This is a genomic window from Bacteroides sp. MSB163, assembly GCF_036416795.1.
GTDB lineage: Bacteria > Bacteroidota > Bacteroidia > Bacteroidales > Bacteroidaceae > Bacteroides > Bacteroides maternus.
Window position 1 is genome coordinate 5,831,477 of the sequence record NZ_CP143867.1, and the last position, 17,111, is coordinate 5,848,587.

The window sequence follows — 17,111 nt, forward strand, 5'->3', positions numbered from 1 at the left end:
GATTGTTGACCGAAAAGCGGTTGTTGTGAGACAGTCGCTTTTTATTCTTTTGTATTATCTAAATTATATAAATATCATGAATAAGAAATCATTTGTATCCACTATTATTGCAATAATACTCGTTTGTCCGGTTTTGGCGGTAACACACACCTTCACACCAACCGACATCGACAGTTTAAAGACCAAGATGTCTGACGGATCTTTACAACCTGGTGATACCCTGCTTTTACAAGATGGAATCTATTCACATCTTGGTAAGGTTAGTTTTACAGGAAATGGAACAGTAGATTATCCAATTATACTGAGGGCAGCGAATACCGGAAAGGCTATTATATCCGGAACAACAGAAATACGTATGGCAGGCAGTTATCTACAATTGGAGGGACTCTACTTTCATAAAGCCTGGGCATCTGACTTTGAGATGATAGAATTTCAACTGGATAAAGAACACCCAGCCACTCATTGCCGAATTACCCAATGTGCCATTGATGATTGCAATGACCCTGCCAAAGGAGAGAAACCGGGAGGAGGAACAGAAAACTGGATTGGGCTACATGGAAACAATAATCGTATAGACCACTGTTATTTTGCCAATAAACGTGCCCGTGGACTGGTTATACAAATTACAGTAGAAGACGGTGGAGATCACAATCACCACCAGATAGATCATAATGTATTTGGTTATCGGAAACCCTTCGGGGGCAATGGTGCGGAAATCATACGCGTGGGTAACTCCTGGTCATCGCAACTGCCTTCCTACAGTATCATCGAAGAAAATATATTCTATCATTGCGACGGAGAAAATGAGATTATTTCAGTAAAATCCGGTTTCAACATCGTACGCCGTAACTTGTTTTACGAATCGCGTGGCGGATTAGTATGTCGTCACGGTCACAACAATATTATAGATTCCAATGTAATCATTGGCAATCATCTGCCTGCTACTTTAGGCATCCGCATCATCAATCAAGGACATATTGTCAGCAATAATTACGTGGAAAGTGTAACAGGAAAAGGCTCCGGTGCCGCCTTTATATTACGCATGGGAGTATATGAACGCCCCAATACACCCGAAGATTATGAGGACGAAAAACTTAAATCGTATCACCGGGCAGCAGATATTGACATTGCTTTTAATACTTTCGTCGATTGTGCCGAACTGAACTTTGGAGACGGACGAGGAGATAAGGAACCACGGAATGTACGTTTTGCTCACAACCGAATTTATTCTCCGAATACTGTTTCCAATATCAAAATCAGTAATCCTACAATATTTCCCGGTATTACATTTATCAATAACTTCTGCCAGTTCAAAAATAATGAATCACCCGATGTAAAAGGATTCCAAATTACTACATTCAATACTGAACAAATAAAAGCTCAACGGCGCCAAGCTGTTTCCCCCATAGATTGCGGAACCTCTTGGCACAACGTTGAGCTAAGTGAAATGAAGACTCTTACAGAATTAATGAATTAGTAGTCCATCACCAATGTAATTCACTTGATGTTTGGTATCTGTTGTGTAATGTAAAGCTACCATAAGAAACAGATTCAAAGAATATAAGAGAACAGATAGAATCTCTTTTACTACCCAACAGGCAGGTATACTAAGAAAGTCCTCTCCGCCCCATATCGTATTTCTCCAATTTATACTCATAACATTATTCTACCTTTAACGCAACCTTTTGTTTCGGAAGCCCCTTAGATTCTACTGTAAGTAGTACTTTTCCCTGCTTCATATACTGGCTACGCAAAATGACTAATGCCAAACCGTTATAAGCATCTCTTTCTGATAACTGGAATGGTAATAAACTTGTTGCATCTCCATTATCTGTAGCTATAATGTCAGCAGGCCCTGTTACAGAAAACTTCAAATGATTCTTAGAACGAGGCACAACACGACCTTGAGAGTCCACAACAGCTACACGGATAAATGATAAATCAGTACCATCACTTTTAAGCTCTGTTTTCTCTGCCGTTACTTGTAAAGCAGCTGGTTTTCCAGTGGTCTCTACAAGCTCTTCCGCCCATTTCTGACCGTTCTTATAAGCTATGGCTTTCAAACTTCCCGGTTCATAACGTACATCATCCCAGGTCAAACGATCATACGAATGAGCTTTCTCTCTACGTCCCAGCGACTTACCATTCAAAAACAGTTCAACAGCATCTCCCGAAGTATAAATATGAACGGGAGTTATTTCACCAATCCGCTCTTCCCAGTTCCAATGAGGCAATATATGCACAGTGGGCACATCAGGGCGCCAGTAGCTCTTATAGTTGTAATAACGATCCTTCGGAAAACCGCATAAATCGACAATACCAAAATAAGAACTGCGGGAAGGTGTTTTAATTTTGCCTAACTTTTCCAATTCCTTTCTAGCCTTTTCTAATTCATTCGGATCACTGAAGTTCAACAGATTGGTTAGGTCTTTATTATAAGGAGTAGGTTCGCCCAAATAATCGAATCCAGTCCACACAAACTCACCACTCATAAACAGATATTCTTCATTCATTTTAAATTGAACCTCAGGAGCACATCCCCATCCTATAGTTGTCATATCATATGATGAAAGCTGGAAACCGGCACGACTGTCTTCAACTTTGGTCGTCACCGGAAAAAAATATTCCCCTCGCGAACTCGTTGCAGAAGAAGTCTCGCTGGCATGATAACGGCGAGTCGGATTGTACTCTTTAAAAAGTGGATAAGTGTTATGAAAATAGTTCAAACCAAATATATCCACCTGATTCACTATATCCCGGAAAACGGCATCCCGCTTATTACATCCAAGCGATGTAGGACGTGTAGGATCTTCGTCATGGCAGTATGCCGTCAGATTACGAGCTATTATAATACCTTGATCAGTCATCTGGTCAGGCACCTCATTACCTATACTCCACATTATAACCGAAGGATGATTACGGTAATGGCGTACCAGCGAACGCATATCCGCTTCACTCCAATCATCAAAAAGAAGGTTGTAATCATTCTTACGTTTTCCTTTCTGCCAGGTATCCGCCAACTCCAGTTGCATCATCAGTCCCATACGGTCACAAAGAGCCACTAACTCCGGTGCGGGAGGGTTGTGGGAAGTCCGAATGGCATTTGCACCCATTTCTTTCATTATACGTAATTGTCTTTCGGCAGCCACTTCATTGAAAGCCGCTCCCAAAGCACCTAAATCATGGTGCATACACACGCCTTTGATTGTAACTTTCTGTCCATTAAGCATAAATCCCTGATCATGCGTGAACTCAATTGTACGAATTCCAAAAGGAGTTTCATAACTATCCATTTCCTTTCCATCCATGAATACCCTACTGACCGCTACATAACAATTCGGAGTATCGATATCCCACAACTTCGGTTTATCTACTTTAAATTGAAAGCGCGCGCTCGACCAGCTATCTTTTTTAATCGCAATATCCTTAGTCATACTTTGAGTCACTTCTTCCCCCACAGGACGTCCATCTTTCCCTTGCAGATATACACTTGTCTGCAACTTTACCTGAACATCTTTTCCAGCATGATTCTCAATATTCACTCCCATTTCCATAACAGCAATTTTTGAATCAACCTGCTGGTTTCGTACAAAAGTTCCCCATTGCTCCACATGGACAGGAGACGTTTTCACTAACCATACATTCCGATAAATGCCACTACCCGGATACCAACGTGAAGTATCGTCCGGATTATCCAATCGAATAGCCAACACATTCTTTTGTCCTGCCTTTATATAAGGTGTCAGATCAAGACGAAAAGAAGCATAGCCATAAGGCCATCCACCCACATATTGCCCGTTACACCACACGGAAGCGTATGACATCGCCCCATCAATATCAAGATAAATTTGTTTTCCGGCATCATCCTGCGATAATTCCAGCGTTTTACGATACCAGCGTATCCCCCAATAAGGTAACTTTCCAGTCGAACCGTTATAGTCAATATTGAAAGGTCCTTCAATAGCCCAATCATGGGGTAAATTCAAATGTCGCCATTCACTATCATCAAAATCAGATTTTACATAGGCTATATTTTCTCCCGGATTGCCTTCCGGCCTCTGATACCTCTTTCCGAATATAATAAAACCGTTGGCACAAGGTAATAAATAAGGCTTTAGTTGAGAGTAATGTAATGCAGCACCTGTCCCATTCGGATCATCTATCTGATAACGCCAATCACGATTAATGTTTATGCGCTCACGCACCATTGAAGTATTTGCACAAACAACATCTCGCGCCACAATGAGTACAAAACTCAATAAAATAAGAAATCTGTTTTTCATATTATTCTGTTAAATTGTTAACCCTACAAAAGTAAGGAATAAACAAATAGACGATTATCAATATTATCTATGTTTCTGTTAATACCGTCTCAAATATCTTTTAATGTGGACCTTATTTATCAACTTTGTATGCAAATTGCATGTTACTAAATACAATATCAATTCATAGTTAATAACCAACAAATTTAAAAAGCCATGTACAAATATTCTAAGGATGGAGTTTCCGTACTCACAGTATTAGATAAAAGGAAACAAAAAATGAATGGATTATTTCCCATAAAAGTACAAGTTATCCACAACAGAAAACAAAAATATTACTCCACCGGGCAAGAAGTTTCTATTAGAGACTGGGAAGTATTACCACATACCAAAAATCGTCACTTATCTGAAGTACGGCGTAACATCGAAAATAGTTTTTCTTTAATCAGGCAACAAATCGAATTTCTATCTTTCCAAGGTGAATTTCATTTTGACATCCTAAATGCACGCTTAGGCAGATACTCTGATTTTTCAGTCAATGCCTTATTTCATAAAAAGTTGGAGGATTTAAAGGAAAATGGACAAGCCAATACTTATCTGTCTTATAAAGGATCACTAAACAAAATAGAACAGTTTGCAGGAAAACACATTTCTTTTCATGAAATTACCATCAACTGGTTAAACCGTTTTGAGCATCACTTATCCGCATCAGGAATCAGTTACTCCAGTATGGGATTCTATTTCAGAAACTTAAAATGCATTCTTAATATAGCACGTAAAGACGGTATCATTAAGGAAAGTCAGTATCCTTTCGGAAAAGGGAAATATGAAGTACCCACCGGATGTGGACGCAAATTAGCATTAACCCTGAAAGAAATCAAGAAAATTATTACTTATAATGACGGAACCCCAAAGACTGAATTTTATCGTGATCTGTGGTTTTTTTCTTATTTATGTAATGGTATTAATTTTCGTGATTTATTATATCTGCAATACTCCAATATCATCAATGGTGAAATCTGCTTCATACGTGCAAAAACAGCCCGAAATACCAAACACAGTAAGATTATCCATGCAGTCATCACGCCCGAAATGCAAAAGATAATAGAGAAGTGGGGCAATCCACCCACGTCACCCGAAACTTATATCTTTCCTTTTGCTACCGGAAAAGAGAATCCTTTTGAAAGAGTAAAACTGGTAAGAGAAGTGGTCACCGAATGTAATCAGATACTTTACAAGATTTCTCATAAGACAGGCATTCCACGCGTCACGACCTATGCAGCACGTCACTCCTTCGCAACAGTGTTAAAACGCAGTGGCGTCAATATTTCCTATATATCCGAAAGTCTTGGACATTCCAATTTAGCCATTACAGAAAACTATCTCGCAAGTTTTGAAGCTGAAGAAAGGAAAAAGAATTCAATACTCTTAACAAGGTTCGATCTATAAAACAAATATATATATGTAAATAGCATGTTCCGTAGTGACGGACAAAAGCCATTTCAATTTCTTTCTTTTCATAAAATCAGAAAGATAACTGCTTTTCGTAGACAGAGTTAAAAATGATGTATTGATATTATGTAAAAACAATCAAATCATGAACAACTCAAAAAGAATTTCAGGTGAAATCCCTTGTTAATTTAAGTCTAATTTAAAAAAGTAGTTTAATGAAAAAGAAAGAACACAAATCGAAATCGCTATTATGGCGGTTATCTTTAGTTCTATTAGCATTGGTCTTGAGTATTAATCTTATGGCTCAAACAATTACACAGACAGGTGTCGTTGTTGACCAAAACAATGAACCAATGATTGGCGTAACTGTGCAGACGAAAGGTACAGCAACTGGTGGTATTACAGATTTAGATGGTAACTTTACCATTAAATGCAATAAAGGTGCCACATTAGTTTTCTCTTTTATGGGATACAAAACAGTTGAGCACAAAGCAAGCGGTCAAAGAATGAAGATTGAAATGGCTGAAGATGCTCAGGCTCTGGATGAAGTTGTAATTGTCGGTTTCGGTTCAATGAACAAAAAACATATTACAGGTTCAATGACTTCGGTTGATTCTAAAATCTTGGAAGAAAAGAATTCAGTGAATGTTTTTGATGCATTACAAGGTGCTGCTCCCGGTATGCAAATCGTATCAAACTCCGGAGCACCCGGTTCTTCTTCATTTGTATCTATTCGTGGTGCTTCTACTTTTAGTGATGAAGGTGTCTCTCCGCTGTATGTTGTAGACGGAGTAGTTGTTGATAACATTGACGATATTTCTGCCAATGATATTAAGCAAATTGACGTTATGAAAGATGCAGCTTCTTCGGCTATTTATGGTGCTCGTTCTGCAAATGGTGTAATACTGATTACTACTAAATCAGGTGAATCAGGAAAACCTCGTGTTGATGCACGTTACCAACATTCCTTTTACACTGTTGCCCGTAAATTGCCTCAGGTTAATGCGTTTGAAAGCCGTTTAAGTATGGCAGCTTCCGATTTAAACAATCCTTCCAAAACTTTAGAGAAGTTTTCCGCACGTACAGACTCTGTAGGCATGCAGTATAGTACAAACTATTATTATCAGGATTTATTGTTCCGTACAGGTGGACGTGATGATGCCAGTGTACAAATTAGTGGTGGTTCCAAAGGGTTCAAATATCGTGCATCTTTGAACTACATTGGCGAAAAGGGTGTAATTCTAGAGTCTGGAAATGACAAATATACCGCTAACGTCAATGTTGATTATGAACCGTGGAAAAATATAAAGTTTACCACTCGTGTTCGTTTAAGCTACAATAAAACTAATAATATTAAAGAAACTGTTTTGCAAGATGCCATGCGTCGTGATCCTGATATGATTATCTGGTATCCGGATGGTGAATTAATTCCCTATTATTCTTCGGGGGGACGTCGTAATCCTATTGCTGAGCTAAAACAAAAGTTAGATGAACGCTCGACTTATAGAGGAAACTTTTATCAGGGTATAACTTGGACATTTACTCCTTGGTTAAGATTGGATGCTGACATTTCAGCTGATTATACATCTAATAGAAATTTAACATTCTCATCCAAGTATCTGGAAGGAAGTGATAATGGGAAAAATACAGGAGCAGATAAAAGCCAACAAACTTGGAAATATGCAGGCGAAGCTTATTTAAACTTCAATAAGACAATTGCCAAAGATCATTCTTTGAGTGCTATGGTTGGTAGTAGTTTCGAAGTTAGTAATCAATTGGCATATAATATAGCCGGTTCGTTTTTTCTCTCCGAAGATATTCATTATATGAATTTGGCTACTGTAAAAGACGTGAAGAATATCAATACAACCGGTTGGGATGAAGCTATGGTAGGTGTATTTGGACGTGTAGTATATAGTTGGAAGAGTCGCTATACCGTGACTGGTAATCTTCGATTTGACGGTTCTTCCCGTTTTGGTAAGAATAATCGTTGGGGATCTTTCCCTTCTGTTTCTGCTGCATGGCGTATTTCGGATGAACCCTTCATGCGTTGGGCTAATAACATTCTTACGGATGCCAAAATCCGTGCCAGCTATGGTATTACTGGTAATGATAAAATTGGACGCTATGAATCGCAAACCGTTTATACGGCCGGTTCCCAATATTATAATTCAGTAGGTGGTATTGTACCTGCATCTAAATATGGTAATCCTGACTTAAAATGGGAACAGACTAAGCAAACAAATATCGGTGTGGATTTGAGTTTTCTGAATGGACGTATTATGTTTGTTGCTGACTATTACATAAAGAAAACGAGTGACTTGCTTTCTGACTATAATCTTCCAAGTACTACCGGTTATGATAAAATGCGTGTAAACTTGGCTAGTATTGAAAATAAAGGTGTTGAGTTATCACTTACAGCAACACCAGTCAGAACACGTGATTTTAGCTGGAGTACTACTGTAAATTGGTGGAAGAATGATAATAAGATTCTTGATTTGGCACGTGAGGATTATATTAATAGTGCTTGGCTGATTGCAGCAGGAAAACCAGCTGGTCTATTCTATGGTTATAAGAATTTGGGGATATATGAATATGACGCAAGTAATGCCTGGACTCAAGATTATAAAAACCGTCTGACTCCTGTTTTCAAACGGGATGATGAAGGTAACGTTGTTATAGGTTTGAATGGTCAGCCAACATTGGAAAAATATCTGAACCCAGATGGTACTGAATATACAGGCAAAATTGCTCAGATGAAAGTAAATGGAGTAATTGCTGGTGGTGGTGATGTCATATGGTATAACAAGCCTAATGAAAACGGCGAGTTAGATGATGTGATCAATTCTAACGACCAGACCGAATTAGGCAAAGCAAATCCTGATTGGTTTGGCTCCTGGGGGAATACCCTTACATATAAAGACTTTTCTCTTTCATTTAACTTCTATGTTAGTTGGGGAGGACAAGTCTGGAATGACTTGAAGCGTTATTATTGTTCATGGGGAGGAAATACTCATAAACAAACTCCTGAATATATTATGCAAGGCTGGAAATATCCAGGTGAGATCACAAGTTGGTATGCATTGAACTCCAAACAGCGCAAAACAAATAATCACTCTATGAGTTTGAGCGATCAGTTCTTGGAAGATGCAACTTTTATTCGTTTACAATCTGTTCGATTAAGTTACAGTGTGGATCCTAAATTTTTAGGTAAAACTCCACTCCGCTCAATACAAGCATATATTTATGGTAACAATTTGCTGACTTGGACTAATTATACAGGATATGATCCGGAATTGAGTGGCGGTGTTCTAACTCCAGGTAAAGACAGTTCAAAATATCCTCGTAAGCGTGAGTTTGGCTTTGGATTCAACATTGGATTTTAACTAAAAAGATAAGAAAATGAAGAAATATATAATACTAGCTTTTACAAGTCTTTTGGCTTTATCAAGTTGTGAAAGTTTTTTAGACAGATCTCCTTTGTCAGATTTGTCTCCATCAAGTTACTTTAAAGATAAAGCTGAAATGAAGAACTGGAATGCAGGTATTTATGATGCGTTTCAGAGTGCACTTTCCAAGCGTCAGGTTCTTTTTGGTGATGTACGTTCAGATAATGTAACCGGTACATCCTATGAAGATTCTAAGATTTACATGAATGCCTTGATGCCCAATATCTCAGAAGCCAGTTGGGAACCTTTTTTCACTTGTATTTCCAGATGTAATATTGGTATTCAAAAATATCCGACAATTCCCAATATCCTAGAATCCGAGTATGCTCCATATATCGGACAATGTTATGCCATGCGTGCTTATATGTATTTTTGGGGAACCCGTACTTGGGGTAAAATGCCAATAATAACGGAACCATGGGATGGATCTCTAAATACCATCGCTGTTCCCCGTTCTTCATTAGAACAAGTAAAGGTACAAATATTATCTGATATAGAAAAGGCTATCAGTTACTTTAACCAATCTGATACAAGTGATAAAATTTATTTGGGCAAAGATGCAATGTACGCTTTACTAACAGAAGTTTACATGTGGTATAATGATTATCAAGATGCCTTAACAGCTTCAGAACATTTTATCAACCATAAGAGTTTGTCATTATCTAATGGAGAAATTGAATGGAAAAACATCTTCACCAATCCTAGTAGTTCAAAAGAAGTAATCTTTGCTATGGCATGGGATTACGAAACAGATGGAGCTTTAAGTGGCTGGCCGCAACTTTTAGGGGCAAGTAACACGAATAATGGTTACAGAATGGCAGAACCCATTTTTAATGAGTTTATAGATCGGCTTCGTTCCGGAGAAGGTTCTGATGCACGTTTTTGGAATACAATTGACACTGTGAAAGTATACTATAAGGCCTCTCGTGTTCCTTTGACGTATGCAAGTTATACAGCTGGAGTAGAAAGCGTAAATAAATGTATCAAATACAGCAATATTGATCCTGAACGCGAGTATGATTCCTCTAATCAAGTGTATAAATCATATTTTTCAGTAATGAACACAACCGACAGCGAGTTTTCTCTGGTAATGATGCGTATGGCAAATATTATGTTACTGCGTGCAGAAGCTTTAAATAAGTTGAACAGAGGAGATGAGGCACTGAATATTGTCAATGATGTTCGTACTCGTGTGGGTTACTTGAAAGATGCAAAATTAGAAGTATCCAATGTTAATAATGTAAATGAAGTGGAAAATATTATTCTGCAAGAAAGACAATTGGAACTTTATGGAGAAGGGTATCGTTGGTTTGATTTAATGCGAACTGGTCATTTAATAGAAGTGATGGACCCTATCTATTCCGCACGTCAGGAAGCAGCAGATGTGACAGTAACCGGTTTCGGTAATGAAGGCACTAAATACTGGCCAATTCATTATGCTGAATTTGAATCAAACAAGGCACTGGTTGGAGATCAGAATCCACCTTATACTGAACGTTAAAAACAAACTATTAAAAAAGAGTTAATAATGAAACTAGAATATTATAAAAAAGCATTAGCCTTGATGGTAATTCCTTTCTTTATAGCAAGCTGTGAATTATTGGGGTTAGATTATCAAGATTCATACGATTACGATTATAGTGCTGGCATGCCAAGTAATAAAATCGATATGTCTGCTTTCGAATTTATCAAATCCCGTACAGATATATTTTCTTTGTTGGAAGAGGCTATTTTGTATGCAGGAGTTGAAAATGAGTTTAAACAAAGTGGAATGACCTACTTGTTACCAACGAATACAGCATTTAACTCAGAGACGAGTACTGATTTAAGTTATTTTCAGACGCATCAACTAACATATATAGATGAGGAAACTGGAGAACTTGTTTCTTACGCACCTATAAGTATGACTGCCTATTCCAAAGAACAAGTGAAAGAATTTTTGCTTTATCACATTGTGAAGGGTAAATATACTTTCACTAATCTTCCGGCAGAACCAACTTGGTTTGAGACGGTAGCTACAGCTGATACAGCTAAAATAAATATGTATTTATTGAAAGACCGTAATCCCAACATTGTATTCAACAATTTTGATGGGCATTACAAATCTTCCATCAAGCCACGCACTTCCAATCTTTACAATGCTGACGGTTCATATATGCATGTCATGGATAGTTGGTTGGATCGCCCTACAAAAGAACAACTAAATATGAAATAACCTAAAAAGATTACGATTATGAAATATATTTATCAATTTTTCATTGTTCTACTTTGTGCTTTCTCTTTTGCAAGCTGTGGTGATGATGATTTTATCGAAATAGATTCGTTAAGTACAGATGGAGATGAATTCTACTGTAATCAGAAAGTGAAAGTATGGATGTGTGTACGTTCCAGCGATTTATGGCATACGAATTATGAATGGAGTTGTGATGCGGGTTCATTGACCCAACCTCAAGGTTTAAATGAAATGACCTGGAAAGCGCCAAGCACTCCGGGTACCTACACGATTACCTGTCGAGCTAGTATTGGGGGAGAATCACAAGTTCGTTCTCATAAGATGTATGTATCCAGTTATTATTTTGATAAATTTGAGAAAACTCCTCATTCTTTATCTTTACAAGGTAGTACAACTGGAACACTTAAAAAAGAATCTAACGGTAACCAATATCTGCAAGCAAAAGTGAATTCTGCCGCAGAAGTAACTCGTTATCTTCGCCGTGCTTTTGGAGATAATACGTTATATACTCCGTTTAGTACCCGCATGAAACTTGGTTTTGACTCTAATGTCCCTAATATGCAAGAAATTGTAGTTGGGAAAAAAACAGGAAAAGCAACATTGGAGTATCGTTGGAATTTACGTTCCGACGCTTCCAACAATGGTTCTTATATTAACCAGATTCGTCTGATATGGTATCCGGGAAAGCTAAAAAGTGGAGAAGTGTATCCGGCTGTACCTAATGAAGAACTTACGATGGAAGGTACCACGGATTATAATGTACAGTTAATTGTTCAGTATACATCTGCTGCAGGCAAAAAAATTACGTATAACGAATATCACAACCTGAATACAATGAATACATTTACTGCCAAACTTTATCAGACGGTATCCATGTCTGTTGACGAAAGTGAAGCAATCATTGTGCATGTAGCTGGTCAGGAAGTATTAAAGAGTAATATTTTAAAAGATGCACGTACTGAAAACTCCTGTGAAGGTCGTATGTCTATCAATAACTGGGAGCTTTATATACCCAATGGCAATGCTGGTAAAAACATTCCGTTAGTATATATCGATGACGCTTACGCCTCTAATACAGGTATTTTAGAATAATATTCATTCATCAAAAAGTATCTTGGGAGTTATTGTATCCTAAGATACTTTTTTTAATTCTTGTAATTATGAAAAAACGATTATTTCTTGTTTTGTACACATCACTTTATGTTGCAATGGTCTTTGGTCAAGACTTTAAGGGAGTTATTGTTAATGCCAAGCAACGTCCTTTAAAAGGGATAAAAGTATGGAAAAAAAATACTACTGAAAGTGTAAAGACAGATAACATGGGAGTATTCTCTTTTTCCGGTTTACAGCCCACAGATACATTGGTAGTATCTATTTCTAAAAAAGAAGAGGCAATTATCCCTATTGGTAAGCTATCCCAAGCTTCTCTTAAACTGGAAAAGAAATTTTTCATTTTATTCGATGGGCAGAAAGAAGAAAAAAGAGAATATACCAGGATACTCCGTGCAAGTTATAACTCAAATGTATTGACTCGTGAACAAATTCAGAAGTTATCAGCCAATAGCATTTACGATCTATTTAAGGGTGGAGCTATTCCGGGGGTAACAGTGAATGGAGACAAAATTACAATTCGCGGAGGAAGTTCATTTGATTTGGATAATGAGCCTTTATTTGTTGTCAACGGCACTTTATATGAAAGTAGCAGTGAAGTAGACGGTGTAGTGTCAATCAATGATGTAGACAAGGTAGAAATACAAAAAGATGGTGCATCTTATGGCATGAAAGGAGCTAACGGTGTTATAATTATTACTACAATTAAGAAATAGCACATAACTACTAAACACGCATGCACTATGAAAAACAACCGGATAAGATATTACCTGAGTTTATGGGTGATACTATTTGTTAGCATCTTTACAAGTAATGCTCAACAAACAGATACTATTTATATGAACAATATTGTCAGTTCATTTAAACAAGTTACTAATTTGCCGCAAGAGAAAGTCTATCTACATACCGATAAACCATATTATTTTGCAGGTGATACTATTTGGTTGAAAGCATATTTGGTGAATGCCATTACCCACTTTTCCGGAAATGGCAGTCACTATGTGTATGTAGAACTCATAAATCGCAAAAATAAAGTTCAGCAGCGTATTAAGGTTCAGCAACGTAAAGACATCTTTTCAAGTTTCATCCCTCTTCCAAAATCATTAGAGGCTGGTGATTATTATCTCCGTGCATATACCTATTGGATGTTAAACGAAAAATCCGACTTTTATTTTTCCAAAAATCTAAAAGTCTTTGCTTCTCAATCTTCGTTTATGTATCCGGAAATAAGATATGAACAGAAAGGGAAAAAACGTATAGCAACTGTTACCTTCAAAAGACCCGACAATACTGTCTATGCAGGTAATTACGTACACTATATGGTTCGTACCAAGCCATACGAAAATAAGTTCCGTCAGCAACAGACTAACAAGAACGGAGAGATTCAAATAGATATACCTGAAAAAGATAAAATAGAACAATATATCTATGTTGTATTGGAAGATAAACAGTTAAAGCACAAACACACATTTTATGTTCCGGATGCTTTTGACTACCATGTCGATTTTTTTCCGGAAGGTGGTAGCTTAATTTCGGGATGTACCCAAAAAGTGGGTATAAAAGCTATAGACACAAATGGAAATTCAGTAGAAGTGACTGGTAGTATTTTGAACAGTAAAGGTGATACCATTACTCATTTTAAGAGTTCTTATGCAGGTATCGGCAGTTTTATGCTACCTATTTCAATAGGTGAAAAATATAAAGCAGTCGTTAGTTCTATTACAGGAGATATGAAGAAAGAGTTTTTACTGCCTGATCCGGAGGCCGACAAATTTTCTTTATCCATTACCGAACGTAATGGCATCATACATTACACAATATTACATTCTCCCCAAGAGAGGTTGCCGGATAATTTATACTTGATAGCCCATGTTCGTGGTTTTCTCCTATTTGTACAACCCCTACAGAAAGGACAAGGAGCGGTCAGCCTGAAATCCATCCCTGAAGGGATATTAACCCTTACTTTATTGGATGGAAATTACGTTCCACACAGTGAACGCCTTGTATTCGTTCGCCAAAATCATTCAATCTGGCAGTTAGCCTCTGATAAGGCATCCTATGGTTCGCGTTCACCGATATCTCTTGATATCCACCTCTCCGATCTGTCAGGGCAACCTATAAAGGGGGATTTCTCTTTAAGCGTCACAGATAACTATGCTATCAGATGTGATTCTACAGCAGATAATATTCTTTCTAATTTGCTGCTGACATCAGATATAAAAGGATACATTGAAACACCCGGATATTACTTTAAAGATAATTCTCAGCGATTGAAAGCCTGTCTGGATAATTTGATGATAACACAAGGGTGGAGTCGTTTTAATGTAGAAGACATTCTTAAAGAACAGCAAAAGAATCCCAAATACTTTATGGAAATCGGACAAGCTGTTTCCGGTAAGGTATTAGATATTCGTAATAAGCCACTTTCTGGAAAAACTGTGAATGTTTTTGTCAATAAACGTCCTTATCCCTCAACACAGACAGATAATGACGGAGTGTTTATTGTAGATAAGTTAAGTTTTGCAGATACAGCCAGAGCTGAAGCACAGGTAATAGAAAAAGGAAAAATCTTTCATGCTAATATCCGAATAGACAGGGATTATTTTCCGGAAGCAGTAAACACCCATCCATACAAGGATGCAAAATATGAGCAACAAAACGAATATATAGAAGAAATGCAATCACCTTTTGTCAGAGAAGACGGAGTCTTGATGCTACGTCTTCCAGAAGTCGTGATTAATGCCAGAAGTTTAGTAAAAGATCGTTTTTCTTCCTATAAAATGGATGATGAAGAGATGTTGGCTCAACAAGATGCGCGCACGGCACTCGATTTAGTCAAGAATGTTCCCGGATTCCGAATTATAGATAATCGTCCCTATATAAACCCCAAATACTCCCAACGTCCGGAACATCTGATGTCTAATGATGTAAATAACAGGAATGCCTTGCGTCCCAAAGAGAAAATAGATTATGGCCGTACTGCGCGCTTCATGCTGGATAACAAAACGATCAGTTTCAATGCTCTTTCTCTCATCAATGCGGAAGACATCGTAGGAGTACATAAAATCGATCCGGAAGTTGATGCAGCCGTCAATATTACTCAAAATCTGAAATACTTGGAAGCAGCCTATAATGAAGCTTTTGAGAGTGGTGCCACCTTAGAAGAATTGGAAGAACTAGAAGTGGACAGACAACTCCAGAAAATGAAGGATGGTACTCAAAGTATTTCCGGTGGATGTATTGTGTTAACCTCACGTACCGGTAATTTAGAGATACCGCGTACTTCCCAAGGGGACACGGCATTTCTGCTCGGCTTTAATCGGTATAAATCCTTTTATAGCCCTAAATACGTAACAGACGAAGAACGCAAATCACTTGTACCGGATAATCGTACCACCATTTACTGGCAGCCTCAACTCCGAACCGATGAAAGAGGTAATGCCAGCGTACACTTTTACACAGCTGATCGTCCCAGCTATTATACAATTATTATTGAAGGTATAACAGATAAAGGTGTACCTTGTCGCTATGAACATTTATTAAAAAGATAAGCAGCTTATTTTTTATTTTAAATTTGATATCATGAAGCGTATAAAATTATTTTTAGCACTATCTGTATTGACTATTCTTTTATGTGGAATAAGTTCTTGTTCAAAAGAAGAAAGTGATAAACCAGATACTGAACAGCCCGACCCCGAACCAACTCCTGAGCCTACCCCGGAACCGGCCCCAGAACCAGAACCGAATGACTATAAACTGCAGGGAAATATGCAAGCCGCACAACAACTGGTTGGAAAAGATTATTCGGAAATCCATAAGTATATGCGCTCTTATGGATGGGACTATTCTGAACATCCCAATTCATCTGATAAAGATCATAAAGACGGAGTGCATTGCGAAGTTATATATGACGAAACGATACAGCAATATATTTTCAGGTTTATCAGCCATGCCAATGCTGATGCCCTTGACGGTGACCGGGGGAAACTGGAAGACCGCCAACGTAATGAAATGAAAACACAAACTACTGCTGCCTGGTATAAATTGAATGGTAACTGGGATGAATGGCAACGCCTTGAATGGAAATTCCGTATTCCGAAAAATTTCAGACCTTCTACAAGTTTCTGTCATATTCACCAATTAAAGGCACAGGAGGGTAATAATGGTTCTCCATTGATAACCATAACTCCCCGCTGCAATAGTAATGGCAGTAACCGTCGTGTACAAGTGATCCATACCGGTGATAATAATGCTACTACTAAAGGAACAATCATAGACAATCTGCCATTGTCTGATTTTGAAGATGAATGGATACAAGTAGAAACAGAGATGCACTTTACGCACGATGGGGCGTTCAGTATTAAGATGACACGTATCAGTGATAGTAAAGTATTAGTTGATAAAGCTTTTAGCAATATTGACCTATGGCGGAAAGGAGCGATAAGTATCCGAAATAAATTCGGCATTTATCGTAGCTTTGGAAGAAAGATGGAAAGTATTGATGATCGTCCTACTAATGGAATAAAAGATGAGACCTTGCAACTGGCAGATTTCAAGGTTTATGAGAAAAATACAAATCCCAAGCCTGAAAGCCACGATTAGGGT

Annotated in this window: 10 protein-coding genes; 9 read left to right on the forward strand and 1 reads right to left on the reverse strand. The window is 37.8% G+C overall.

Going from position 1 to position 17,111, the window contains the following annotated elements:
- Nucleotides 1-76 precede the first annotated feature (76 nt).
- Complete coding sequence (locus VYM24_RS23025) at nt 77-1,477, forward strand: polysaccharide lyase 6 family protein (RefSeq protein WP_291555143.1); 1,401 nt, start codon at nt 77-79, stop codon at nt 1,475-1,477.
- Nucleotides 1,478-1,661: 184 nt separating this feature from the next.
- Here the strand turns inward: VYM24_RS23025 and galB are convergent, their stop codons facing one another.
- The gene (gene galB, locus VYM24_RS23030; RefSeq protein ID WP_291555145.1) at nt 1,662-4,283 is read right to left on the reverse strand and encodes a beta-galactosidase GalB; all 2,622 of its coding nucleotides are present in this window, start codon (nt 4,281-4,283) and stop codon (nt 1,662-1,664) included.
- A gap of 195 nt (nt 4,284-4,478) precedes the next feature.
- On the opposite strand from galB, the gene VYM24_RS23035 reads away from it, so the two are divergent.
- The 8 genes from VYM24_RS23035 to VYM24_RS23070 all read left to right on the forward strand — a co-directional run bounded on the left by VYM24_RS23035 (nt 4,479) and on the right by VYM24_RS23070 (nt 17,108).
- A complete protein-coding gene (locus tag VYM24_RS23035) occupies nt 4,479-5,711 on the forward strand; it encodes a site-specific integrase (protein ID WP_299093716.1) in 1,233 nt (410 codons plus the stop codon).
- A gap of 218 nt (nt 5,712-5,929) precedes the next feature.
- A complete protein-coding gene (locus VYM24_RS23040; RefSeq protein ID WP_330941009.1) occupies nt 5,930-9,100 on the forward strand; it encodes a SusC/RagA family TonB-linked outer membrane protein in 3,171 nt (1,056 codons plus the stop codon).
- A 16-nt stretch (nt 9,101-9,116) separates the two neighbouring features.
- Nucleotides 9,117-10,664 (forward strand): RagB/SusD family nutrient uptake outer membrane protein, encoded by a 1,548-nt coding sequence (locus VYM24_RS23045; RefSeq protein WP_044263206.1) that lies wholly within the window; start codon nt 9,117-9,119, stop codon nt 10,662-10,664.
- 27 nt (nt 10,665-10,691) lie between these two features.
- The gene (locus VYM24_RS23050) at nt 10,692-11,378 is read left to right on the forward strand and encodes a fasciclin domain-containing protein (protein WP_299089553.1); all 687 of its coding nucleotides are present in this window, start codon (nt 10,692-10,694) and stop codon (nt 11,376-11,378) included.
- 18 nt (nt 11,379-11,396) lie between these two features.
- Nucleotides 11,397-12,488, forward strand: a complete 1,092-nt coding sequence (locus VYM24_RS23055; protein WP_299089550.1) for a hypothetical protein — start codon at nt 11,397-11,399, stop codon at nt 12,486-12,488.
- A 68-nt stretch (nt 12,489-12,556) separates the two neighbouring features.
- The gene (locus VYM24_RS23060) at nt 12,557-13,222 is read left to right on the forward strand and encodes a TonB-dependent receptor plug domain-containing protein (protein WP_330941010.1); all 666 of its coding nucleotides are present in this window, start codon (nt 12,557-12,559) and stop codon (nt 13,220-13,222) included.
- A 123-nt stretch (nt 13,223-13,345) separates the two neighbouring features.
- On the forward strand, nt 13,346-16,057 hold the full coding sequence (locus tag VYM24_RS23065; RefSeq protein ID WP_330941011.1) for a hypothetical protein: 2,712 nt from the start codon (nt 13,346-13,348) through the stop codon (nt 16,055-16,057).
- 31 nt (nt 16,058-16,088) lie between these two features.
- Nucleotides 16,089-17,108: a hypothetical protein gene (locus VYM24_RS23070; RefSeq protein WP_330941012.1), complete on the forward strand. Its 1,020-nt coding sequence runs from the start codon at nt 16,089-16,091 to the stop codon at nt 17,106-17,108.
- The last annotated feature ends 3 nt before the right edge of the window (nt 17,109-17,111 follow it).

Bases quoted from the DNA above. Each gene is read 5' to 3' on its own strand.
- VYM24_RS23065 (WP_330941011.1), top strand. From the start codon at position 13,346: ATGAACAATATTGTCAGTTCATTTAAACAAGTTACTAATTTGCCGCAA.
- VYM24_RS23040 (WP_330941009.1), top strand. From the start codon at position 5,930: ATGAAAAAGAAAGAACACAAATCGAAATCGCTATTATGGCGGTTATCT.
- VYM24_RS23055 (WP_299089550.1), top strand. From the start codon at position 11,397: ATGAAATATATTTATCAATTTTTCATTGTTCTACTTTGTGCTTTCTCT.
- VYM24_RS23060 (WP_330941010.1), top strand. From the start codon at position 12,557: ATGAAAAAACGATTATTTCTTGTTTTGTACACATCACTTTATGTTGCA.
- VYM24_RS23050 (WP_299089553.1), top strand. From the start codon at position 10,692: ATGAAACTAGAATATTATAAAAAAGCATTAGCCTTGATGGTAATTCCT.
- VYM24_RS23045 (WP_044263206.1), top strand. From the start codon at position 9,117: ATGAAGAAATATATAATACTAGCTTTTACAAGTCTTTTGGCTTTATCA.
- VYM24_RS23025 (WP_291555143.1), top strand. From the start codon at position 77: ATGAATAAGAAATCATTTGTATCCACTATTATTGCAATAATACTCGTT.
- VYM24_RS23035 (WP_299093716.1), top strand. From the start codon at position 4,479: ATGTACAAATATTCTAAGGATGGAGTTTCCGTACTCACAGTATTAGAT.
- VYM24_RS23070 (WP_330941012.1), top strand. From the start codon at position 16,089: ATGAAGCGTATAAAATTATTTTTAGCACTATCTGTATTGACTATTCTT.
- galB (WP_291555145.1), bottom strand. From the start codon at position 4,283: ATGAAAAACAGATTTCTTATTTTATTGAGTTTTGTACTCATTGTGGCG.